Source organism: Paraburkholderia sp. BR10936, assembly GCF_040965735.1.
GTDB lineage: Bacteria > Pseudomonadota > Gammaproteobacteria > Burkholderiales > Burkholderiaceae > Paraburkholderia > Paraburkholderia nodosa_A.
This window is the reverse complement of the sequence record NZ_JBFRCM010000022.1, coordinates 80,567-101,852: the sequence shown is the minus strand read 5'-3', so window position 1 is coordinate 101,852 and position 21,286 is coordinate 80,567. Positions and strand designations below refer to the sequence as shown.

The window sequence follows — 21,286 nt, the reverse complement described above, 5'->3', positions numbered from 1 at the left end:
ATGGCAAAGATGCGATGCACCACTACTCGCGCCATCCTGCCAGCAGTGCAACTGGATGGCCGGAGGTTCGAGCAACGACGCGGGATTCGCATTTGGCTGGAGTCGCAATGCAATCTGCGTTGTCGTAACTTGGGCAGGTCAACACGGGTACGGCGCCAGGACGCGCGTGCAACGCGCGATGAACGTGCCCGGTGACGATGCGCTCAACGTTGTGATGTCCGGATAGAAGAAGTCGCAAGGCGTCAGTCGTCTGCATGCCGAAAAGTTCGAGATGGGGGATGCCGGTGCGAAACGGCGGATGACGCATGGATGACAACCGGTCGGTTCACGTATTCGACGAGCTCGCGTTCCAGCCACAACTGCGCCGCCGGACCGGTTTCACCGTGGCGGGAGCCTGGGACTCTTGTGTCTATCGCAAGGATGCGCACATAGCCGACATCGACGCCGAAAATTGAGTCCACCCGCGCATGTTAGCCGCGGTTGATTGTCGAGCGCGCCGCGCAGACATCTGCGGTCATCGTTGGTTGCCGGGTAAGACCATATTGGGGTGCGTCAACTGCGCCAGCAGTTGCAGCATTTCGTATTCTTCCGGGAGACCCTCGTCCGTGAGATCTCCGGTTATCAGGACGAGCCGAGGCTCTGGATTCAGGCGGTTCGATCCTGTGGCCGCTGTAGCGAACGCCGCGCCACCGCCGTGCTCGCAGTAGAGATGTTAGAGCGGACCTAAATGGCTGGCGCCGCGCCAGTAGCGCAACCGCGGGGCCGAGGCGCCCCGCGTTTTCTCCCTTTCGCGTGAGCTACCCGGACGCGATGGTCTGCTTCCGTCCTCAGACGCTAAATCCCGCAACTCGCCTCATCTGGCGCGACACTGCGCTGCCAGAGCCTTGCGCATCGAATTGTGCGCGAAGGCTCGCGTCTGCCTTGCGGGTCACGCCGCGGTGCATGGCCACAATTAAAGCGAAAAGGGCGACGAGAAACATCGGGGTGGCAAACATCGTATTGCTCCCGGATGTTGGAACCGGGTATGTGTTCGGCGATGGTCGTGTGCGATCGCGTTGCACTGTCGTCGGAGATCGCGGTCCCATCCCCTCGCGTGACCCCGCCAAGGCCTTCACGATGCCCGGATTGCGTCGGTCGGGACCAGGTGCAGTTCCCTCAAGGCCATGCGCCGCCCACGTGAATCGCGTCTGTCTCTGCGTAGACTGTCATCCACCGGAGTACCGGTCACCGTAAGGCTCCCATAAATAATATTTCGCAATATGACATATGCAGGTGCGCGGCTCAACGACGAGGATGCCGAAATCGACTCGCAACGGATGGCTGGGACTGTGTTTGTCTATGTGCTGACGCTCTGGGTCGATGAACTGATCTTCCTGCATGCCGCGTTTCCGCGTTGGGTGGAAGTGGACCTATCTTCCGACTGGCATCCGGCTTTTGAGTACGCTGTTGCTGGGCGCGGACGGCGCGATCGGGCTGCTGGTCTCCGCCTTGCTGGTCGATTTCTTTCATTACTTCCCGAACGACCCCGTGCGGGCAATCGCGGGCGTGATCTTCAGTTCGGCCGGCCCGTACGCGGTCCGTCGCCTCGCCCTGGAACGCTATGGCCTGAAGGCGTCGCTGACGAATCTCACGCCAAGGCGCCGTATAGTGCTCGCGTTTGCTGTCGCACTCACGAACTCGACGCTGCATCATCTCTGGTTCGCAATGACGGGCAGTACGCAGGACATCCTGCAGAGTTTCTTCACGATGTTTGTGGGCGATCTGCTGGGCGCGCTGATTCTCGTCTATATCGTGAAGGGCACGCTTGCCCTGCTGCCCAGGCATCCCAGCCAGTCCTCACGCATGACCGACGGCATGTTCAGGATCCGGCTAGCCCTTGATCTCGCCTACAACAACCGCCTGGCTTGACGGCAGATATGGGGCGCACGGCCCGTCCGGGCTCGAACAGGGCCGTTGAAGGCTCTCACACTTGCGGGATTGAGGGCGTGAGTCGGGGCAGGCCGCCCAGCATTGAGTGCGCCTAGCGGTCGTCGCGAATCGCGACACTGCAGCCTGGGTGCAACACAACGTCGAGACGCACGATGGCGACAATCGTACATAGCGCCACGAGACGGGCTGCGATTGCGCCTCATCGCAACCCCTTCGTCACGCTAGCGTGGAGCCTGATTGTTATGTGCATTCGTTAGTGCAACGTGAATGCTGAACATCCCGTTCGTGAGGCGGGAATCGCCTGGCCGTTTCGGGAGCAAAGCCAGCAATCCCTTCATCGCATACAGCATGATTAGCGTGCCGGCGAGGTCGCCCACAAACATGCTGAACAGGCTTTCGAAGAAATGCTCCGTCGCACCGGTCAACGCAAACCAGAGGTGATGTAACAGCGGATTCGCGACCGAATACGCGACGGCGAGCACAAGAAGCCGGGTCGGCGTGAGATTCGTCAACGATGCGCGCAAGCCGTAATACTCTCTCGCGAACCTGTAGACCAGATACGGAGCGGCTGACCCAAGTATCGCGCCAGCGATCGCTCTCACAGGGTCATGCGGGAACCAGTAAAGAAAATCCGTTAACAGACCAGCAAGCAGCAAGCCAAGGAAACCGTCGGCACCAACCAGTAGCGTGCTCAAAAGCCGTATGCCGGAAGGAAGGAATATCCAGTTGATGCCCCTTACAAACGACGTATGCGCAAACACCTCCTGATTGATCCAGAGTGACGCCACAAACGCTATCAGGGTTGCCGCGATCGACCAGAAATGTATACGTAAGCTCAACATTACGATGAACTCCCTTTCCCTTCGGACTATGACTGGCCAATCATAGCGCCCGCGTGTGGTTCTGCGAAATGCATCTCCAACAGTCTATGCGCAAACTGAAGGTTAGTGCCCGGGTCGCTATGCTGACCGCTGCGAATCTCGCGACGCGTGAAGTCATCGCAACCAGAGACAACATCGGGGAGTTGCGCGAGAGGAGGGGCATCATCGCGGATGGCATGGTTATCATCATGCCGGTGATTACGCAGTCCGCAGGGTTCTATCATGATGGTATTCGCGGCCACAGCATGCTGCGTGTCGTTGGAGGAAACAGGTACGCCGCGTGCTGTCATGCATGCGTAATGGCTTCGAATCTGGGGCGCAAATGGAAATCGATACCACAGGATGGTTCCCATTGGACGACTATGCGCCGGCCCGTGAGGGCTGGTACGAAGTCAGGCTCACGACCGGAGATACGGCATTCTCCCGCTTTATCGACGGACATTGGACGGAGCAACCCGTGGTTCTGTTCACGCACTGGCGTGGTCTGAGTGCGGATCCGGGGGACTCGGCCGACAGCGAGCACATGGACGCGCAGGCTGCCGCCGCACAGGGCGTACGAGCGGTGTGGAACGCGTTTTTCCCCGTAGTGGGGGATACGCATCCACTCAAGAAATAGCTGCTGTCACTTGCCCATGCAGCAGAGCCGTCATTTGGGCGAAATCGATGCATGGCGCACGAACAGCCTGAATTTCCAGAGAATGATCCGATCTGGGCAGAAGCAGGGTGCTCGAAGCAAGCATCCGCGCGAGGAGACGCGCGCAGGGAAAGAAGAATCCTCAAGATCTTCCTCTATGGTGCGACGAACTGATCTTACCCCCGGGGGGGGAAGGGGAACCTTGAGCGTCATTCGTTGTAGACGCACCTTCTACTCGCATTACGAATTGCGTCGTTCACGTTGCCGAAACTCAGAAGGTGTCAGGGAGAATCGCCGCCGGAAGATCTTTGCGAGACGATCCCCGTTTGTCCAGCCGCAACTTTTCGCGATTCTGTCGATTGAGAAATCGGTCTCTGCCAGCATGCGCGAGGTCAGATCAAGTCGTGCCTGCAGCAGGTACTCGGAAGGCGTGACGCCTATCTCCTGTTTGAAGCATCGAAGGAAATTGCGCTCGCTCATAGCCGAGATGTTGACCGCGTCGCTTACAGATATCGGCCGATTGCAGTTCTCCTTAAGCCAGCGAGCGGATGCACGGACCTTCTCAATTGCAGTGTCAGCTCGCGCGTCAGCTATTAGAGGGGTAAGCGTTGCAAAACCATTTCCAGAGAGCTTGCGTGAGATGTCTCTCACTGCTTCCGGACCGAGATCCCATCCGATAAGCGCAAGAGCCGTCTTGGTCGGTTCATAGCGATTTCCCCGGCTGGTCGGAATTTTTGTGGGAGACGCATCAGAATCGAGTTGAAGCAGACCGCTGTGGTACGAGTCGGGACGGAGCTGCATCATGTCGATCAGATCCGCCGCCTTTCCAATTCCGGAAACGATTTTCGTTGCCGGAATGGTGACCCGAAGCCATTGTCGGACACGCTCGTCGCGCGTCACTTCGGTCAAGTCGCTGCCGTCCGCGATAAATAGTGCATCAAAGCCCACACTTTTCGTCGTGTCGCATTCCTGTGTCCACACGTTGACAGAGGACGAGCACTCAACATCGCCACCCTGTGCGGAATATAGCTTGACGTCATAGAGTAATCCGCCATTGCATTGTTGCTTCGCGATTTCATTGGCGAGCTGAAAGATCTCAGGAACGACTCCGATCGAGAGTAGGGAAAAGCCTCTGTAGAGCAGCACGCCGATGCTTCTCGTGGCTCCGGATTTCGGCCCTCTCGCGCCAGAAACGACATTTCCCCTCTCAGCACCCCCGGCACCGATGTCGCCCATCTTCATCCCTCTACTGTTATCAGGTGCTTGAAATTGATATAACCTGTGACGATGACTTAATTTTCATCGCGATGCATCATACATGGGCTACTAAATTCGTCGGATGCTTGGCCGATCAGACCAATATATTGGCGGTTTAAACCACATGCATTGCAACGGGTGCTATCTCGCTGGAATATCTACTGTCTGCACAACAGTGTGCCATGCGATGTGCATGACGAAACTGCATAGTTTTGGCGGAAACGGATAACGTATTGGCTGGTATGAATCACGTGCCTCGGTGGATTTCATGGCATAGTCAGAGAAGAATCGGAAAGTTGGAATCGTAGAAGACCATCAGGAACACACAGAGAAAAAGGATGTCCTTTCGCCTTGGGAATACTGGCCTTCGTGACGTTAAAGTATTCGAGCCCCAGATTGAAGCCCGATCAACAGGCGCGTTCTTTAGAAGCTTTGATCAGGACTGGTTCAATGCGAACGTCTCCTACGGGTATCTTTTCACTCATGATGAGCAGGCTGTTTGCCCCCATAATGCGTTGATCGGACTGACCTACCAGGTTCAAAATCCGCGCGGCGTTGTTTTGAGAGTGCTCTCCGGCGAAATATACGCCGTGGCTCTCGATCTGCGTCGTACGTCAGTTGCTTTTGGGCGATGGGCGGGCGAGTCCCTGTCAGCATCAAACTGTCGCCAGCTCTGGATACCGCCAGGATTCGCGCATGGGTACATCGTTCGATCAGACGTCGCGGAGGTGCTTTCAAAGGCATCCTCGGCGCGTCTGCCTGATTCGGAGCGCACGATTTGCTGGGATGACGCAGATCTCAACATCGATTGGCGTATTGCGGGATTGCCTGTCACAGACAGGAGGCAGCGCAATTGTGTTGACTTTAATGTTGCGGAGTACTTTTAGCACAATGAGTCCGCAGCGCGTGACGACCGATCGGTACAAAGGCGTGTTTAAGCTGCCAATTCCTGGACGGTGCGTTCCCGTTGGAAAGCGATCGTTAAGCGATCACTCATCCATGACTACAAGCTCTACGATATGAGCCATTCAATCGATATCGCGAAAATAGCCAACCATGACTCGCGATCGGGTGCAGGCGCGTGTCCTGAAGTCGCACGCGACGCGCAGTTCGATAAATTCAGCGCTGTAGAGGTCTCTTGCGCGGCACTCTTTGAGCGTTGGTGTACGGAGCGTAATGTGATTCCACTTGCGTATCTGATGCACGTATGGCCGATCGCTAGACCAACAGACCTGGAGATTCGACAGGTCGGCGACTCGATGGCGGAACTCTTGCGCGGACACGCAAACGTTCTCGACGTCGAGGACAAGATGCTGATTAATATTACACTCTTGTCGGTTCAAGCTGTGTTAGATATTTAACGTCGGTCAGGTATTAGAGGCACGCATGGCAGGAGGCTTTGACTAGGCGCTATCACGCGTCTCTGGGCGGCATACCATACCAAATCTCGGACCCGATTGAAGCGTGTACGTAAGAAATGATGTTTGATCAACCCCTTTCCCCGAAAGTTGCTCGATACCGGGGAGACCGAACGCAATGGAAATTTCAGGAAAAAACTCTTCCTTCAGCTTCCGTATTCCCGAAAATGAATTCGACGATTCAGTCTATGTGGCTCACTATTCGAGAGATCTCTACGTCTTGCTCTCTCGCATGGACTCGGAAGCAATGGTAGTCGCCTTCGAGATACCGAGAGTCAAACTGGCGAGGAGTCGTCGGTTGTCAAGTGAAGCACTTGTGAGAACCGCGATCGGACAGGGAATTAGGGATGGGGTGTTTGAGTCGGCCGGTAGCTCATGGCGGGAGTTCGACCTGGACTCGCCAACATGGACTGGTGATCTCCTGGCAAGCGACCTTCCATAGCCGTCACGGCACTTCTAGGCGAACGCGCCGTGCTGTATGGAATCACATCATTTGACTGCTCGGAGCACGCATCGCGTAGCACGGACCGCTGCTCAGCGCATGCAAGGGAGCGAGAGACGCTCCTTCGGAGAGCGGCTTGTTCACGTGGACGTCCGCTCCGCATTCCAGACCTGAGTTAATTACACCGCACGCGGTCTGAGCCGAAGTGAGCAAGACGATAGGCCCGACGAATTCGCGTCGGGCGAGATATCGCAGTGTTTCATATCGTCTGCGGTCCGGTTCACTCCAATCAAGCAGGAAGAGGTCAATTGAAACGTCTTCAAGCAAGCGTCGCAGCCCTTCATCACTCCTCGTCCCGAAACATAGGTGCCCCACGGAAGAAAGTATTTGAAGGGTATGGTCAAGTTCGCCAATGTCTGGCTCGAGGATTGCAATTATCTTGGCAGACGTTGATAGCCGGTGCGACTTTGTGGATAGTCGAAAGAGGGCATCTGGGTGGGGCCCGCTGTACCGGCATAGTGCAGGATTGATCAGTCGCACCGGACCCATGGCGCCCAGGCAGCTTTCACCCGCAAGCACACGGAAACGCTCCGTCAGGCGCCCCCAATGGGACTCACAAAACGAGGGTCCCGATTTCAACCACAACGCATAAGATAAGCGAAAATCCTCGAAACCGGTACGTCAATCTCTACCTGATTTCCGCCACTCTCCTGGCATTCGCGAGTGTCTTCATTTCCGCAAACGACGGGGGAATCTCCCGTTTCGCGTTGCACGGCACAGACCGGCGCCGAACCGGCATTTATGTTGGCGGGCCCCATCTGCCGCAGGATTCCGGCAAAAGGGATGCTACCCAACCGTATGACCGCGTCTGGTCCGATACTCCGTCGGTGTCGTGGAGAGATGTTTGCGGAACAGTTTCGCGAGCCGTCCGCCAGTGCCAAGCCCGCATCGTCGCGCAATCTTGTCGACGGGTAGGTCGGTATCGACCAGCAAGCGACAACTCATATTGATCCGCATGTGGAGCAGGTAGTCCGAGGGAGTGATGCCCATTTCGATCTTGAAGCGACGCAAAAAGTTGCGTTCGCTCATTGCGGCGACCTGTGCCGCGTCTTCTATCGTCACCTGGCGATCACCATTGGGCTTCCAACCAATGTACGGATGCCTGGATGCGCAGGCTCACCCGGCCTGAGACATTCGTGCGGATCGCCGCGGTAGGACCGGTCCGCGGGTGACGCGGCATGACCTGGCGTGCCACCTCACGTGCAAGATCGCTTCCGAGGTCCAGTTCGATCAGCAAGAGTGCCTCTCGCAGGGGGGCAGTGTTCGTGTCCGCGAACTCGTTTTCGATAAGGCGGTCCCGAGCGTTTGTTCGCATCGCGCAATCTAACGCGCTGCCGGCCCACTCGATTCCTGCCGCTTCTAGCAGCGCTTTGCCTTCCCCGATCGGAACGACAGCCTCGCAGCGCGAGCATTCGAGGCGCAGCCAGCGTAACACGCGCTCATCGCGCAGCACGTGTCGCAGTGCAACTCCGCCAGCAATGAACAGCGTGTGAAATTTTCCGGCATGATGCCGATCCTCAACCCTGTCCGTCCAGACAGACACGGAGGATGAACTTTCGACACGCCCGCCGGTAATGGATAGCAGGGAAACATCGTATTCGGCATGTCCATTGCCGGCATAGTTCGCGTGTGCCAGCGCATTGGCTGACTGAAACAACTCAAGCACGGACGCCAGTCCGGAAAGCGAAAAGCCGCTACAGAGGAATGCTCCAATCTTCCTGGCTGTGCCCGGTTCGGGCGAGGCACAAAACTCCACGACGCGACTTCGTTGACCGCCACCTCCGCACTCCATCAGTACCCCGCTTTTCAATGGTCGTATTGGCTTACGTTGAGTCGAATACCCAAGCCAATGGAAAAAGAAGAAGAATCACCACACGTTCGTGAAGTGTCTGGCGGCATTCGCCGCATGCTGAACGCACTGCGCAGATTCAGAAATTATTTATGTATCTATTTTGAACTGAGATCGGATCATAAGCAATAAATATGCTATTCGCCACTATTGCTCGATATCTTTCGGGAAATGTGGCCCACCCAACAGTCAAGGTGTTGAAATACCTTATTGCGAGTGAAGCGCGAAAAGTATCCAGAATCGCAAATATCGCGGCAACTCATTCCGGCCGCATGCGAGTGCGCTCGCTGTGGTCATCTGTTACCGGCACGACCACTTACACTTGCCGATGCGGTGGCAAGGCAGTTACAGGCTCTCTGGCATAGCGCTGAAAGCCACCTGTATGAGCTCATCAAGGGAAGTGTCCACCCGGGGGCGAAGCCACGCACACGCTCGGCACGTCCGTGAGCGCATGACGGGCTTCGGGCAAACTACGGAAGATCAGCAACGCTGGCTGGGCAAACGGGAACGGCCTTACATCATCGTTGAGGGGGCGGGTGTCTCTGCGGGAGCGCGTTCCTACCATCGGCGCTCACATGACGTGAGTGCCTGCGGCGAAAACCGATGGGAAGCTGTCGTTGCTCAAGGTGTGCAGGCACGTGAGTGAGTCCACGCCGCGTACCGGTTTTTCGAGCACTAGGCTTGCACCACACTGCATGCCGGAGTTGATCACGGAATCAGGAGTATGCGGTGCAACGCACAACACGACGGGTACACCGGGCGCGCACTGCGAGAGGTGGGTAAGCGTCTCGTAGCGCACACCGTCGGGATCCGTCCAGTCGATAAGAAACAGATCGACCGACACATCGTCAAGCACCCGCCGCACGCCGTCATCGCTCCCCACTCCGAAACACAAATGCCCGGAGGCAGAAAGCATTTCGAGGGTTCTGTCTAACTCTTCGACATCGGATTCAAGGATTGCGATTTTCATAGGTCATTGGCACCCACAGGTGAAACGTAAGGCGGTGTTTCATCAACCGCCACACGGACCCACTTGATGATGCCCTTCCGGAAGGACCGCGCGCAATTGAATACCAGGGAGTCTACGCGATCTCGACCGTAAAAAGTGTCAGAATTAATAATTCCTGGGAATTGTCCTGGGGCACTCCCGAAAACCCTAAATTTTTATCTCCGGATGCCGATAGCACACCGATGCCCGTTTGTCGTAACAAGCAGGGTTCGCTATTTCTCATAATCTGGGAATGTCCGGCACCGAGCATCGCGGACAATCTCGCACGCGGGAACCTATTGCCCCTGCACCGATATTCCATGGCGCGCTCCTCTCCGTATTGAAGAAGACTCATCTCAGGTTTGCCGCGTTGTTGGAGAGGGGCGGTTTATCTGATGTCGCATCGGCATCCTTACGAATGTGGGCTGCCGGCTGCTGCTTCGCCGATTGTTCAATCTCGCGCGGCGTCAGCCGCTCGCCTCGAGTTGGGCGCGTTGACAGAGGCCGTCATTCGGTGGCATTGCAAGGCAAAGTGCGGCCGGATTGGATCGGGTAGCACAGAAAGGACCGCATGCGCTGCGGCTTGCTCCGCAACTGCCGTTCGCGCCCGAGCATGGGTTGTGGACTGATTTCGTTCCGATTACACGCGCTCGAAGCATTAACGAGCACTTGCTCCACGCCGGAACACTCCGGACTTTTCGCCTTCGCTGCCCGGATAACTGCGAAAACCTTCCGTGGCGCTCCTGCGCAGCGTTGGATTCGAATGCTGACGTCCGCTGCAGGAAGCTTTGACACAGCCTTCTCGCGGCGCTCTTGCCGCAGCATGTCCAGCCTCACTGCCATTTCGTCCGCGGCGCCACCACACGTGCTGCTCGCCGTGCAGCGCCACGAACGCCTCTTCCAGGCGCTGCATGCTGCCTTGGCTCGCGCCGGGCAACCCCGGCGCACTGCGCGATGCCGGCACTGAGTTTCGTGTGCCAGCGGCGGGCCGTATCGCAGGCCATGGCTACCTCGCGCTCAAGCCGCAGTTGCTTGATGTCGCGCAAACCGACTTGAGCCAACGATACAAGTGCACCGCGTAGTCGATGATTCGTCTCTGGGGACACGTGGCCGTGATAGCGCGCCCTGTCTTTCTTATTCTCGCCAGCCCCGGACAATGTGATAAAGCCACGATCGCTGGCCGCACATTAATTTGGGGATATGCTAATAGCATATCGCGGACTGCCCGGCTAAAAGGATAGCAGCATTGCATAAAATGCAGAAAGCATGTGTGTGACGATCGAAATTAAATGGAAGGGCATCAGTTAGCATTCGACAGGTAAAAAATACTGAAAATCTCCTCAAGGCCTACGCGAAGTAATCGCTAACACACTGTATTTAAATGCTTTTACGTGATCTCGAAAACTTTGGCTTTCTTGTCGATTAGTTCTAGTCCGACAAGACGTGTAACTATTTCGCCACCGATGGCGGGAAATGACTGTAAGTTAGGTACGATAGTGCCTTCGAGGAATTCGGCTCAATGAAAGCCGAAAATAGGTCTAATATCGGGGTGTGCGATGGTGAATTTCGTTAGTCACAGTATTGCTCGCGGTGGCCACTCAGGCGAAGTTCCAGTTCCGGGGTTGAGAAAGAGGATAATTTTTCTTCTCTTCTCAGGATTCCGCCTCTCCGAGGTTGCGACGGTCCTTGAGGTATTCCATGCAGCCAATCGCAACTCCTTACCCCATGATGCGAGGAGCGTCCATCCGCTCTACGACGTTCAACTAACGTCCCTCCAGGGCGGACGACTCGAGAGTTCATCGGCGGTGTCTGTCTGGACCGAACCTCTCGAACAAATGGATGAGGTTGGGCCAATTGATGCCCTGTTCATTGCCGGACCCGGAAGCAGTGCGCTGTCCGGCAACGAGACGACGTTGGAACGCATCCGGTTTGTCAGCAGCCAGGCAGCCAACGTGATCCCCATGGCAGACTCGAAGGTGCTGCTGACAATCGCGGGGGTTTCGGATCAGTTGGGCCAGTGGGCCGCCGGCAGAAAGGCCGACGACGGTATCGCGCGCAGGCCCGCTCACGCCTATATCGAACCATTCAACGGGCCAGTCCAGCGTGCGCTACAACTCATCAGGCAAGACCTTGGCGCAACTATTCCAAGGGCGATTACCGATATCACGGTGCCCGGTCGTCAAGAGATCGGATTGATGTCAGCAGCGCGTGAGCGCGCGTCAAACAGTGCGAGCGAACGCATACTCGAGTCTGCCCGATGGATCGAAGAAAACGGCGAAAGATCAGTCTCGATTGCAGAGGTCGCGCAAATCGCAGCGATGAGCGAGCGCAACTTTCTGCGCCGGTTCAAGATCGAAATCGGCATAACCCCTTCCGAGTACCTCATGTACTCCAGATTGGAGCTCTGCTGCCAGCTGCTGGTCGAAACCGACTTGCCGGTTGAAAAGATTGCCCGCCGCTGCGGATTGAGTGGTGGTGGCTCTCTCTCAAAGCTTTTCCGAAAGCACTTTTCACTGACGCCAACTGAATACCGAGAGAAAAAGAAACTGGCGTGACGCAGCGACTCGCTTTGCGGGCGGTGTTGGTATGCGTCGCTTTTTTTGACGGTTCGCTGCAGCTTGTTGAATTTCCGGCTCGTCTTCGAGACCGATGCGCGCCGGGAGTCCGGTGAGGATTTTCGCACAGGAAAAGGTGCGGTCGATCGTCGTTCAACCTCCTGATCGCTTCCGGTCATGCTCCATATCCGAATGCGCCACACGGTACTCGGTTGGCGTGAGTTGAAGATGTTCGCGAAAGAGTTTCGATAGTCTGCCCCCGCCGTTTATCCCGCTGCGTCGCGCAATCTTTTCGACCGGAAGACGGGTCTGCGCAAGAAGCCGACATGCCATGTCGAGGCGGACTTTCAGTAGATACTCCGAAGGCTTCATTCCCACCTCCTGCTTAAACCGCCGCAGGAAATTACGACTGCTCATAGCGGCGATTTGCGCTACCTCGTCCAGCGAGATATCCCGATTGCCATTCGCACAGATCCAATGTGCTGCATCCTGAATCGGTTGACTGAGTGTCGCTGCGATACCGCGTCGGATGTCATCCGTCAAACCCGGGCTGAACTGTGGATCTATGGACTTCGCAATTTGCGTGGCAATAACATCGCCGTGTTCGCCTTTGATGACCGCGACCGCAGCCGAAATCGCACCGTCGGCGGAAATCACCTGAGTCTGGCGATTCTTGCAGGGATGACTGTTCAGGCTTGCAAGCGCGATATCGTGTGTCAATCTTCCCATCTGTGCGAGGGCAACGCTGCTCTCGCCAATCGCGACGAGCAGATCGCAGTTCTCCTGCACGCGATGCAACCACCTCGAAAATTGATTGTCTCGCAGTAAGTCGCGGATTCCACTACCACCGGAAAGCATAATCGCGCGGAACGAGTCCGCGGCAACGAGGCTCTCAACGCTATCCGTCCAGACACATACCGAAGACGAACTGGTTATCCTGCCGCCCGCCGAAGAGAGGAGTCGTACGTCGTACCGGACAGCGTGTGTCTCATGCCTCATCATGGCCGCGTTCAAGGCACGGAAAGCTTCGACAATGATAGCCATATCGGCCAGTGCAAATCGATCGCATAAGACAAGACCGATTTGCCTTTGCTCCCCACCTTGGTATTTGCCCGGCTGCAACGTCCCGGAATTCCCGATCAAAGGCCCCATCTTCATCCCATTTTATTGAAAATCTTTATGACCGATCCGACCTTCGGCCTCACGACCGGATCATCCTACTTAGCGAAAATTATCGAAACGCGACTGTGGCGAGATCAGTCGCAGTTTTATCTGTTTTCGACAATTCAATCGCTATCGTCCCGTGGTCTAACATACCGACCGATAGCTTCGACTATAACTGCGCAAGTCGAACGTGCAAGTGGCTGTAGCGATGCGGTCGCTGAGCGATATCCGACGTTTCAATCAGGAGAATGGCGGAATTGAAGAACGTTTTGGCGATGTGGGGGAAGTATTCCCGATGATATAGTCGCGCAGCATACAGAGACAATAAACTGGCCGGCTGTCCGGCCTTTTCCTCTTCATAGACTGGATCGAGCCGGGAACGTATCGGAAGAGACCTTCTGCCAAACCCAAAGTCAGTCCAGGTGGACGGATTTTTATAGAGTCGTACATTCATAGGGTTGCAAGATGAAATACAAGATCGCTGCCGCAGCAGTTCTATCTGCTACTTTGACGACGGCAGCCCAGGCGCAAAGTAGCGTCACCCTGTATGGCCTAATCGACGCCGGCTTCACATATGTACGGGGGGCGCCAATACGTGGCAGGTGAAGAGTGGAACGGTCAATGGCAGTCGCTGGGGGTTGCGTGGTTCGGAGGACCTTGGCGGTGGCCTGAAGGCAATCTTCACTCTGGAGAACGGTGCTTTAGTATCGCGAATGGTACTGCCGGGCAATCCGGGCGCATGTTCGGAAGACAAGCGTTTGTCGGTCTCGCGAGTGATCAGTATGGGGCAGTGACGATTGGCCGGCAGTACGATAGCGTGGTTGACTACCTCGCGCCTCTCTCAATCACAGGTAGCCAATACGGCGGCACGATCGCCGCGCATCCATTCGATAACGACAATCTGAACAACTCAGTCAGATTCAATAATACGGTCAAATACACCAGCCTCAACTACGCAGGATTCAAATTTGGCGCTACCTATTCATTCTCGAACAGCTCGCAGTTCGCGAACAATCGGGCCTATAGCTTTGGCGCGTCCTACGCGTGGAGTGGCCTTACCGTAGCCGCCGGCTACCTCCAGTTGAACAACGACATTACCTCGACCGTGTTCGGGAATAGCGGGCCGAGTTCCAGCGCAAGCGGCGCACAGACCGGTGAGTGGACCTTCCTTGCTGGTCGGCAACGTACCTTCGGTGGTGGGTTGAGCTACGCATTTGGTCCAGTTGTCGCCGGCTTGGTCTATACGCAAACCAACCTGTCAGATGCGCTCGGCGGCGGAATCTCCTCGCGCCAATCCGGTGCGTCCGGCGGCATAGCTTTCCGCGCTAATAGTGCGCGCTTCCAGAATTTTGAAGGTAACGTGCGTTACGCGTTGTCGCCGGCTATTAGCTTCGCCGGGGCGTACACCTATACGCGTACTGACCTTGGCGGTGGCGTGAATCCGATCTACAACACCGTATCAGCACAGGCAGACTATGCGCTGTCCAAACGCACCGATGTTTATCTGCAAGGAAACCTCCAGCACGTCAGCCGGAATTCCGGCCACGTGTCGGCATATCTGAACGGGCTGAGCGCGGACTCGAACACACAGAAGCAAGGCACGGTCACGATCGGCATGCGCCATCGGTTCTAGACCTCGCAGTTTCTTCGAAAGATCAAGGCGCCTCCCGGCGCCTTTTTTTGTGTCACTCTGCTTCTCACCTGTCCGTCCTCTTTCGTTCGCCCTGAGTGATTTGCTACCGGAAATGGGAAGTCGCGTCTTTGGATGAAAAGATAACGTAGTATCGCGAACCAAATTTCGATGAATAGAATATATGCTGATATCGCAGATCAAGATTTACAGATGCGCATCAGACGGCCAATTCATTGGCGGGTTCAGACAGGGTTATTGCGCCATTCGAGAAAGAAGTTATGATGCGACGCAACGACGATGATTCACCCACGGATAATTTTGATCCGAAAGATGAGCTGTCGGATCGATTAAGATTGACGATCGCAAAGTGCGCACTTGCCGGTCTCAGTGTTCAAGGAATTTCTCACCTCGTCTCGAAGGTGTGCGGATTTATTGTGATCGGACCAGCACCTTCGAGCCGCGTGGTGGCGCGTGTTGTCGATAGCTCGCTTCAAATTGCATTTGGCGGTGCGAATAAGTGCAAGGCACCCAGGAAAGGCTTAACCCGTCTGGGAAGCGCTCCGATGCGTCAGTGATCGACAGGGGATCCATATGAGTACTCGGGTGAGCAGCGTGGCGGCTATCAAAGACTCCGCACTGATGTCTGTATCAGGCGGCGATGGAAGCAATGCGATGCGAGCGACCACAACCGACATCTTTTTGAATTATCGAAATCGTCCAGCGAGAAAGGCACAGCGGGAGGCACGAATTGAATGACTGATGCGGGTATCCGCTAGAAATCTCGAATTGGCCTGTGGAAATCGAGTGTCAACAGCGGAAGCGGCACAGCGCGCGGCCATGAGTGAGCGGACCTTCCTGAGGCGTTTCAAGCAACCATTAGGGGTGTCTCCACGGGAATTCTTGCGACGTGCTCGTCTTGAGAGGGCGCGCTCGCTGCTCGCACAAACGGACCTGTCAATAGAGAAAATTGCGCGTCAGGCGGGATTTGTCGGGCGAAATTGCATGGCGAACCTGTTTCGCCGTCACCTTGCGACCACTCCGACTGAATATCGCGCTGGGGTGCGCAGCACAACAGGCGGCTTGTTCAACTGCCCAACGCAAGCAGGTGCGGTAGAAACGACCCACGTACAACTTAAGTCTGAAGTGTGACCAGGTGGGGTGCCACACCTGACGCAGCAATCATGTGATGTACCTCCTTCCATGTCGTGTATGAATTGATCTGGTGATCTACGGATCGCTAGCGCTCGCTTGCGTTAGATTAGGATACCGAAATTATGAACTCGATATTCAGAAGAGCCGTAGATGTCGGATTGATCGTTCTCGGATCAGTTGTCCCGCTTTTCAACGGTACGCTGGAAGGACCTGAACACCACGTATTTGATGGCTCGCTTGTTGCGTTCGCCGCGGCGCTGGCGTTATCCGTATTTCCAGCTTGCGGCATCTACGACTCTGGCTCGAGATATTCGCCGCTCAACCTGTTCAGCCGAACGGTTCTCGCGTGGATCGTTGTTCAGGGAGCGACAACGTTGTTGCTGTATGTCTTGCACAAGGCGCAAATCCTGTCGAGTCTGTGGTTTGCATACTGGACGGTTACGAGCGGCATCGGGCTTCTCATTTTCCGCGCGCTTACGCTCGCGATCTATGGAAAGATCGAGCGCGTCGCACGCCGCCGCCCCGCTGTGGCAGATGGTAGGGATCCTGCTCATAAGAGACAGGGCACGGTTGGGGCGGTCGTAAACCGGGTGATAAAGCGTGGTGTGGACATCCTTGGTGCCGCGGCACTGCTGATTCTGCTTTCCCCCGCGCTGCTCGGACTCGCGTGGTTGGTCAGGCGTGACGGGGGAAGTGCAATATTCGGTCATGTGCGGGTTGGCAGAAACGGACGACGCTTTAAGTGCCTGAAGTTCCGCTCGATGATTCCGAACGCGGACCTGGTCCTTAAAGAACTTCTCGCGCGGGACGCCGATGCCCGTGCCGAATGGGACAGAGAATTCAAGCTCAAAAATGACATTCGAATCACGTCAATCGGCCACTTTCTCCGCAAGACCAGTCTCGACGAGTTGCCACAGCTGGTGAATGTCCTGAAGGGCGAGATGAGCCTGGTGGGTCCGCGACCAATCGTCGAAGCCGAACTCACCCGCTATGGGGCCGATGTTGGCTACTACCTGATGTCCAGCCCCGGAATGACCGGACTTTGGCAGGTCAGCGGGCGCAATGACACCGATTATGCGACGCGCGTGGCACTAGACGTTGCCTACGTCAAGAACTGGTCGATATGGCGCGATGTATCGATTCTCGCCAGAACATTCAGCGTCGTACTGCGTGGTTCGGGGGCGTACTGATGTCAACAGCTGACCACCGTTGGTCCGATCCTGGTTCCGTGCCAACCGGCGGAAGCTAGCGGGAGTGGTGCGTTTCTTCGCTCAGAGGCGTCGCGCTTTCGTCGGGGGGCGGGGCAGGTGCATTACAAGTCTGATCTCTGGTCCGCTCGCCGTATTCGCATTATCGGATCGCGAGCATGCCAGAACTTCAACACAACAGATACGAGTGGACGAGTGTACGAAAGACGAATGCGAAGTGTGTCGCAAGGGGCGTGCTATTCCCCTGATAAGCTCCGCCGGGGGCGGAGCGGTTTGACACTAATGGTTTTGTCGGTGGCGGCCGCGCTGTCCGCGTGCTCACTTTCGCCGGGTATGCGCATGGAGCAGCCGGCGACGCTTGCAGCTGCCAGTCAGATCGGACCTGACGGAAAGAATGAGCAGACGGCGGCCCTGGGTGTACCCGTTACGAATATCGACATTGCGTTGATCCAGAAGTTGAGGGACGCGCAGGCGACTTCCCCGGACGGCACCTCGGCCGTCTCGGTGGTCCCGCGCCCGTACACAATCGGTCGAGGCGATGTACTACAGATAACGGTTTGGGATCACCCTGAACTCGCGGTCGCGGCCGGCGCGCAACCGCAGGCGACAACGCGCGCGGCCGACGCGCCGCCGGGCTTCGTCGTTGACCAGGACGGGACGTTGCAGTTCCCTTATGCGGGCAGAGTACGCGTTGCCGGTTTGCAGCCGGAGCAGATACAGGTGCTGTTGACGCAGCGGCTCAGCAAGAGCTTCCAGGACCCACAGGTCAGTGTGCGGGTCGCGTCCTACCGTGCGAAGCAAATCTATATCGAAGGCGAAGTACATACGCCCGGCTCACAGCCGCTGAACGATATTCCCATGACGTTCTACGATGCTGTCAGCCGCGCAGGTGGGTTCGAGTCAACCGCTGATCAGAGTCGCGTCGTCCTGGTGCGCAACGGCGTATCGGAGCGCATAAACCTGACGGAAATGGCGGTTCGGGGGCAGAACCCCTCGCGCATCCTTCTTCAGGATGGGGACCTGCTCCGTGTGCTACCGCGCGAAGACAGCGGCGTATATGTCATGGGGGAGGTGAACAAGCCTGTTACGGCTTTGCCTATGCGCGACGGGCGGTTGACGCTCAGCGAGGCAATCCTTCAGGCCGGCAGTATCAATTCAAACACTGCGGATGCGGCACAGGTTTATGTGATTCGTGGTGGAGTAAAAAAGCAACCGGAAATTTTCCATCTGGACGCCGCGTCTCCGGTCGCCATGATTCTCGCCAATCAGTTTGAGCTGCATCCGAAGGACGTTGTGTATGTCGATGGCAATGGCCTGGTGCGCTTTAGCCGCGTGTTGAGCCTCCTGTTGCCAGCCATCAACGCTGGTCTGACCGCCGCGATCGTCACGAAATAATGAACTCAATCCTGGTTGTTTGTGAAGGGAATCTCTGTCGTAGCCCGATGGCTGCCGCAATGCTTGGTTCGCTTCTCAAGGGGCAACAGGTAGCCTCAGCAGGGCTGAACGCACTCGTCGGGATGCCCGCTGCGCAATACGCGTGTGATGTGATGCGCGAACGTGGCCACGATATCACTGGTCATCGTGCGACGCAGATTGCGCGCTCCCTGTGTTCCTCGGCCGACGTAATTCTTGCAATGGATGGAGCGCAAAAACGTCAGATCGAAAGCCAGTTCTCCTTTACACGGGGCAGGGTGTTTCGCCTCGGTGAGTTTTTGGACATTGATGTCGAAGATCCATACCGCCGACCGAAATCGGAATTCGAGCGTTGCGCCGAACTGATTTCAGTCTGCCTGACTGAGTGGACGGCTCGCTTTAGTGCGCTGTGATCCGAGATATCCGGGGGCAACCCCGTCGTACGTTAAAAAGACATGACTAATACTCCTGTGCCAACGCCACAGACCGCAGACGATGGTGATCGAGACCTTGTTGTGGTGCTCGATACCCTGCTTGAGAACCGATGGCTCATCGCGACAATAACCGCGTGCTTCCTGCTGGCCGGTGTCGCGTATGCGCTTCTCGCAAAGCCAGTGTTTGAAGCGAGCATCATGGTCCAGGTCGAGGACAGTCCCGATACTTCCGCGGCGAAGAGTTTGCTCGGTGACATCTCATCGCTCTTCGACGTGAAATCCTCAGCTGCGGCAGAAACCCAGATCGTCGCTTCGCGCCTTGTAGTTTCGCGAACGGTCGATGCCTTGAAGCTCTATATCGATGCCCAACCGAAGCGCTTCCCTGTGATCGGAAGCTTTATCTCACGACACTATGACGGTCTTTCGCAGCCTGGCATCGCTGGCATTGGAGGCTTTGCCTGGGGAGGAGAGCGCATCGCAGTATCGCAGTTCGACGTCCCCCGGAAATACGAGCAGGACAGGTTCAAGTTGATCGTCCTCGACGCAAACCGGTACTCCCTGAGCGGAAGTGACCTCGACCAGGACTTCATCGGCCAGATCGGCCGCAAGGAAGTCATCACGACGCCGCGCGGCCCCATCGTGCTTCACGTCAATTTCATTGATGCGAACGCCGGCGCGGTATTCGTGCTGGTCCGAAATTCGAGGGAACGGACCATTGACGATATCCAGGACCGGCTGGATGTGCAGGAGAAGGTCAAGCAGTCGGATGTCGTCGTCGCGACGATCCAGGATACCGATCCGTTGTGGGTGAGTTCCACGATGAACGAGATCGGCCACCAGTACATCCGCCAGAATATCGAGCGGAAGTCTGCCGAGGCCGCGCAGTCACTTGACTTCCTGACGGGTCAACTTCCTGCCTTGAAGCAGCAGCTTGCTGATTCTGAGGCGAGGCTGACCAAATTCCGGAATGAGCGCGGTACGGTTGACCTTACCGAGGAAGCCAAAGTCGCGCTCGCGCAGTCTTCGGATGCGAAGACTCGTTTGCTGGAGCTCGAGCAAAAGCGCGCTGAACTTTTGACGCACTATACCGCGACCCATCCGAGCGTGATTGCCATCAACAGGGAGATCGCAGCGCTCGACGGATATGCGAGCTCGACTGAGCAGGAGATGCGTCGACTTCCCGATCTTCAGCAGGATTTTGTCCGGCTCATGCTCGACGTAAAGGTCAATACGGACCTTTACACGGCATTGCTGAACAATGTCCAGCAACTGCAACTTGTGCAGGCAGGCAAGGTCGGCAATGTCCGCCTCGTTGACGTCGCTGCAATTCCGGAGCTCCCTGTCAAGCCGAAGACGCCCCTCGTCGTAATCGCATCGCTCCTGTTGGGACTGCTCGTGGGGTGCGGAACGGCGATCGCACGTTCGATGTTGTTTCACGGAATCACCGACCATAACGAGATAGAGCGCCGTCTCGGCCTCAGTGTGTACGCGACGTTGCCGTATAGCGAGCACCAGAACGATCCTGGCGACGGAAAGAGAATGCAGAGGCGGGGCAAGGCGACACTGTTGTCAGTTGACTTTCCTGGTGAACCCGCTGTCGAGTGCGTGCGCAGCCTGAGAACCGCAGTGCAGTTTGCAATGCTCGAGGCGAAGAACAATATCGTGCTGATTGCAGGCCCAACGCCAGGTGTAGGGAAGACCTTTATTTCGACAAATCTCGCGGCGGTCATTGCGAGCGGTGGCAAGCGCGTCCTGCTTATTGACGGCGACATTCGACGCGGTCGCGTGCACGATTACTTCGGCGTTGCGCGTGCCGGTGGGTTGACCGATCTGATCGCCGGTCAAGCGGGGCTCGACGATGTTGTCCACCGTAATGTCGTAGACGGGCTTGATTTCATTACAACCGGGACGATTCCGAAGAACCCGGCGGAACTGCTACTTAAGCGCCGGTTGCCGACTGTGCTCGACGATCTGTCGAAGCAGTATGACATCGTGATCATGGATACTGCACCGATTCTGGCGGCGCCTGAAGCGGGTATTCTCGGCGGTTTCGCTGGTATCACCTTTGTTGTGGCACGCGCGGGGCTGACGCGTCTCGGGGAGATCGCGGAGTCGACCAAGCGCTTCTCGCAGAACGGCGTCAAGGTCAGTGGCGTGATATTCAACGGCGTCAACCCCCGTCTCGGCCAGTATGGCTACAAGTATGGCGGCTATCGTTATGTGGCGTACCAGTACGGTACGGCTGCGGAAGAGTGACGCGTGCACGCCT

General features: G+C 56.5%; 21 protein-coding genes and 1 pseudogene. 14 read left to right on the top strand and 8 right to left on the bottom strand.

From position 1 onward, the window contains the following. Positions 1-305: 305 nt before the first annotated feature. Positions 306-455, top strand: coding sequence for a hypothetical protein (locus AB4Y36_RS34305; protein ID WP_176732990.1), 150 nt, complete (start codon positions 306-308; stop codon positions 453-455). 59 nt (positions 456-514) lie between these two features. Here the strand turns inward: AB4Y36_RS34305 and AB4Y36_RS34300 are convergent, their stop codons facing one another. Both AB4Y36_RS34300 and AB4Y36_RS34295 read right to left on the bottom strand, forming a co-directional pair. Next, on the bottom strand, positions 515-649 hold the full coding sequence (locus AB4Y36_RS34300; RefSeq protein ID WP_176732992.1) for a metallophosphoesterase: 135 nt from the start codon (positions 647-649) through the stop codon (positions 515-517). Positions 650-827: 178 nt separating this feature from the next. Continuing rightward, positions 828-995 carry a hypothetical protein gene (locus tag AB4Y36_RS34295; RefSeq protein ID WP_368618976.1) on the bottom strand — a complete coding sequence of 56 codons (168 nt, stop codon included), beginning with the start codon at positions 993-995 and terminating at the stop codon, positions 828-830. Positions 996-1,434: 439 nt separating this feature from the next. Between AB4Y36_RS34295 and AB4Y36_RS34290 the strand changes: the two genes are divergently transcribed. Then, positions 1,435-1,908: a hypothetical protein gene (locus AB4Y36_RS34290; protein WP_368685341.1), complete on the top strand. Its 474-nt coding sequence runs from the start codon at positions 1,435-1,437 to the stop codon at positions 1,906-1,908. A gap of 242 nt (positions 1,909-2,150) precedes the next feature. Here AB4Y36_RS34290 and AB4Y36_RS34285 read toward each other — a convergent pair whose 3' ends face one another. Next, positions 2,151-2,771 (bottom strand): hypothetical protein, encoded by a 621-nt coding sequence (locus AB4Y36_RS34285; RefSeq protein ID WP_368618974.1) that lies wholly within the window; start codon positions 2,769-2,771, stop codon positions 2,151-2,153. A 361-nt stretch (positions 2,772-3,132) separates the two neighbouring features. On the opposite strand from AB4Y36_RS34285, the gene AB4Y36_RS34280 reads away from it, so the two are divergent. Next, positions 3,133-3,426 carry a hypothetical protein gene (locus AB4Y36_RS34280; RefSeq protein ID WP_368618973.1) on the top strand — a complete coding sequence of 98 codons (294 nt, stop codon included), beginning with the start codon at positions 3,133-3,135 and terminating at the stop codon, positions 3,424-3,426. Positions 3,427-3,684: 258 nt separating this feature from the next. Here AB4Y36_RS34280 and AB4Y36_RS34275 read toward each other — a convergent pair whose 3' ends face one another. Beyond that, positions 3,685-4,686, bottom strand: coding sequence for a helix-turn-helix domain-containing protein (locus tag AB4Y36_RS34275; RefSeq protein ID WP_342949649.1), 1,002 nt, complete (start codon positions 4,684-4,686; stop codon positions 3,685-3,687). Positions 4,687-5,039: 353 nt separating this feature from the next. Here AB4Y36_RS34275 and AB4Y36_RS34270 point away from each other — a divergent pair, with 353 nt between their 5' ends. Continuing rightward, on the top strand, positions 5,040-5,588 hold the full coding sequence (locus tag AB4Y36_RS34270; protein WP_368618972.1) for a dTDP-4-dehydrorhamnose 3,5-epimerase family protein: 549 nt from the start codon (positions 5,040-5,042) through the stop codon (positions 5,586-5,588). 132 nt (positions 5,589-5,720) lie between these two features. Further along, entirely contained in the window at positions 5,721-6,062 is a 342-nt protein-coding gene (locus AB4Y36_RS34265; RefSeq protein ID WP_141710911.1) for a hypothetical protein, read from the top strand. 1,345 nt (positions 6,063-7,407) lie between these two features. On the opposite strand, the gene AB4Y36_RS34260 is transcribed toward AB4Y36_RS34265, so the two are convergent. From AB4Y36_RS34260 to AB4Y36_RS34250, 3 genes are all read right to left on the bottom strand, one after another. Beyond that, on the bottom strand, positions 7,408-7,683 hold the full coding sequence (locus tag AB4Y36_RS34260) for a helix-turn-helix domain-containing protein (RefSeq protein WP_368685340.1): 276 nt from the start codon (positions 7,681-7,683) through the stop codon (positions 7,408-7,410). 7 nt (positions 7,684-7,690) lie between these two features. After that, positions 7,691-8,287 carry a hypothetical protein gene (locus AB4Y36_RS34255; RefSeq protein WP_368685339.1) on the bottom strand — a complete coding sequence of 199 codons (597 nt, stop codon included), beginning with the start codon at positions 8,285-8,287 and terminating at the stop codon, positions 7,691-7,693. 754 nt (positions 8,288-9,041) lie between these two features. Next, entirely contained in the window at positions 9,042-9,440 is a 399-nt protein-coding gene (locus AB4Y36_RS34250; protein ID WP_069268914.1) for a response regulator, read from the bottom strand. 929 nt (positions 9,441-10,369) lie between these two features. Here AB4Y36_RS34250 and AB4Y36_RS34245 point away from each other — a divergent pair. Both AB4Y36_RS34245 and AB4Y36_RS34240 read left to right on the top strand, forming a co-directional pair. Beyond that, entirely contained in the window at positions 10,370-10,540 is a 171-nt protein-coding gene (locus tag AB4Y36_RS34245) for a hypothetical protein (RefSeq protein ID WP_176733004.1), read from the top strand. A 474-nt stretch (positions 10,541-11,014) separates the two neighbouring features. Continuing rightward, positions 11,015-12,013: a GlxA family transcriptional regulator gene (locus tag AB4Y36_RS34240; protein WP_368618970.1), complete on the top strand. Its 999-nt coding sequence runs from the start codon at positions 11,015-11,017 to the stop codon at positions 12,011-12,013. Positions 12,014-12,166: 153 nt separating this feature from the next. Here the strand turns inward: AB4Y36_RS34240 and AB4Y36_RS34235 are convergent, their stop codons facing one another. Beyond that, on the bottom strand, positions 12,167-13,171 hold the full coding sequence (locus AB4Y36_RS34235) for a GlxA family transcriptional regulator (protein WP_368685338.1): 1,005 nt from the start codon (positions 13,169-13,171) through the stop codon (positions 12,167-12,169). Between the two features lie 471 nt (positions 13,172-13,642). Here AB4Y36_RS34235 and AB4Y36_RS34230 point away from each other — a divergent pair. The 7 genes and pseudogenes from AB4Y36_RS34230 to AB4Y36_RS34200 all read left to right on the top strand — a co-directional run bounded on the left by AB4Y36_RS34230 (position 13,643) and on the right by AB4Y36_RS34200 (position 21,273). Beyond that, a pseudogene (locus tag AB4Y36_RS34230) lies at positions 13,643-14,810 on the top strand (porin). Positions 14,811-15,088: 278 nt separating this feature from the next. Next, entirely contained in the window at positions 15,089-15,385 is a 297-nt protein-coding gene (locus AB4Y36_RS34225) for a hypothetical protein (RefSeq protein ID WP_368618968.1), read from the top strand. 184 nt (positions 15,386-15,569) lie between these two features. Then, positions 15,570-15,959 (top strand): helix-turn-helix domain-containing protein, encoded by a 390-nt coding sequence (locus tag AB4Y36_RS34220; RefSeq protein ID WP_368685337.1) that lies wholly within the window; start codon positions 15,570-15,572, stop codon positions 15,957-15,959. Between the two features lie 125 nt (positions 15,960-16,084). Beyond that, entirely contained in the window at positions 16,085-17,152 is a 1,068-nt protein-coding gene (locus tag AB4Y36_RS34215; RefSeq protein ID WP_368607010.1) for a sugar transferase, read from the top strand. 300 nt (positions 17,153-17,452) lie between these two features. Beyond that, entirely contained in the window at positions 17,453-18,565 is a 1,113-nt protein-coding gene (locus tag AB4Y36_RS34210; RefSeq protein ID WP_368607012.1) for a polysaccharide biosynthesis/export family protein, read from the top strand. Further along, positions 18,562-18,996 carry a low molecular weight protein-tyrosine-phosphatase gene (locus AB4Y36_RS34205; RefSeq protein ID WP_342922299.1) on the top strand — a complete coding sequence of 145 codons (435 nt, stop codon included), beginning with the start codon at positions 18,562-18,564 and terminating at the stop codon, positions 18,994-18,996. Before AB4Y36_RS34210 ends, AB4Y36_RS34205 begins: the two co-directional genes overlap by 4 nt. Before the next feature lie 42 nt (positions 18,997-19,038). Further along, the gene (locus AB4Y36_RS34200; RefSeq protein ID WP_368685336.1) at positions 19,039-21,273 is read left to right on the top strand and encodes a polysaccharide biosynthesis tyrosine autokinase; all 2,235 of its coding nucleotides are present in this window, start codon (positions 19,039-19,041) and stop codon (positions 21,271-21,273) included. Positions 21,274-21,286: the final 13 nt, after the last annotated feature.

What these genes read in the sequence shown, in the direction of transcription:
- AB4Y36_RS34240 (WP_368618970.1), top strand. Translation starts at nt 11,015, where the DNA reads ATGGTGAATTTCGTTAGTCACAGTATTGCTCGCGGTGGCCACTCAGGC.
- AB4Y36_RS34275 (WP_342949649.1), bottom strand. Translation starts at nt 4,686, where the DNA reads ATGAAGATGGGCGACATCGGTGCCGGGGGTGCTGAGAGGGGAAATGTC.
- AB4Y36_RS34280 (WP_368618973.1), top strand. Translation starts at nt 3,133, where the DNA reads ATGGAAATCGATACCACAGGATGGTTCCCATTGGACGACTATGCGCCG.
- AB4Y36_RS34225 (WP_368618968.1), top strand. Translation starts at nt 15,089, where the DNA reads ATGATGCGACGCAACGACGATGATTCACCCACGGATAATTTTGATCCG.
- AB4Y36_RS34235 (WP_368685338.1), bottom strand. Translation starts at nt 13,171, where the DNA reads ATGAAGATGGGGCCTTTGATCGGGAATTCCGGGACGTTGCAGCCGGGC.
- AB4Y36_RS34250 (WP_069268914.1), bottom strand. Translation starts at nt 9,440, where the DNA reads ATGAAAATCGCAATCCTTGAATCCGATGTCGAAGAGTTAGACAGAACC.
- AB4Y36_RS34210 (WP_368607012.1), top strand. Translation starts at nt 17,453, where the DNA reads ATGGTTTTGTCGGTGGCGGCCGCGCTGTCCGCGTGCTCACTTTCGCCG.
- AB4Y36_RS34220 (WP_368685337.1), top strand. Translation starts at nt 15,570, where the DNA reads ATGCGGGTATCCGCTAGAAATCTCGAATTGGCCTGTGGAAATCGAGTG.
- AB4Y36_RS34285 (WP_368618974.1), bottom strand. Translation starts at nt 2,771, where the DNA reads ATGTTGAGCTTACGTATACATTTCTGGTCGATCGCGGCAACCCTGATA.
- AB4Y36_RS34200 (WP_368685336.1), top strand. Translation starts at nt 19,039, where the DNA reads ATGACTAATACTCCTGTGCCAACGCCACAGACCGCAGACGATGGTGAT.
- AB4Y36_RS34270 (WP_368618972.1), top strand. Translation starts at nt 5,040, where the DNA reads ATGTCCTTTCGCCTTGGGAATACTGGCCTTCGTGACGTTAAAGTATTC.
- AB4Y36_RS34215 (WP_368607010.1), top strand. Translation starts at nt 16,085, where the DNA reads ATGAACTCGATATTCAGAAGAGCCGTAGATGTCGGATTGATCGTTCTC.
- AB4Y36_RS34295 (WP_368618976.1), bottom strand. Translation starts at nt 995, where the DNA reads ATGTTTGCCACCCCGATGTTTCTCGTCGCCCTTTTCGCTTTAATTGTG.
- AB4Y36_RS34245 (WP_176733004.1), top strand. Translation starts at nt 10,370, where the DNA reads ATGCTGCCTTGGCTCGCGCCGGGCAACCCCGGCGCACTGCGCGATGCC.
- AB4Y36_RS34305 (WP_176732990.1), top strand. Translation starts at nt 306, where the DNA reads ATGGATGACAACCGGTCGGTTCACGTATTCGACGAGCTCGCGTTCCAG.
- AB4Y36_RS34265 (WP_141710911.1), top strand. Translation starts at nt 5,721, where the DNA reads ATGAGCCATTCAATCGATATCGCGAAAATAGCCAACCATGACTCGCGA.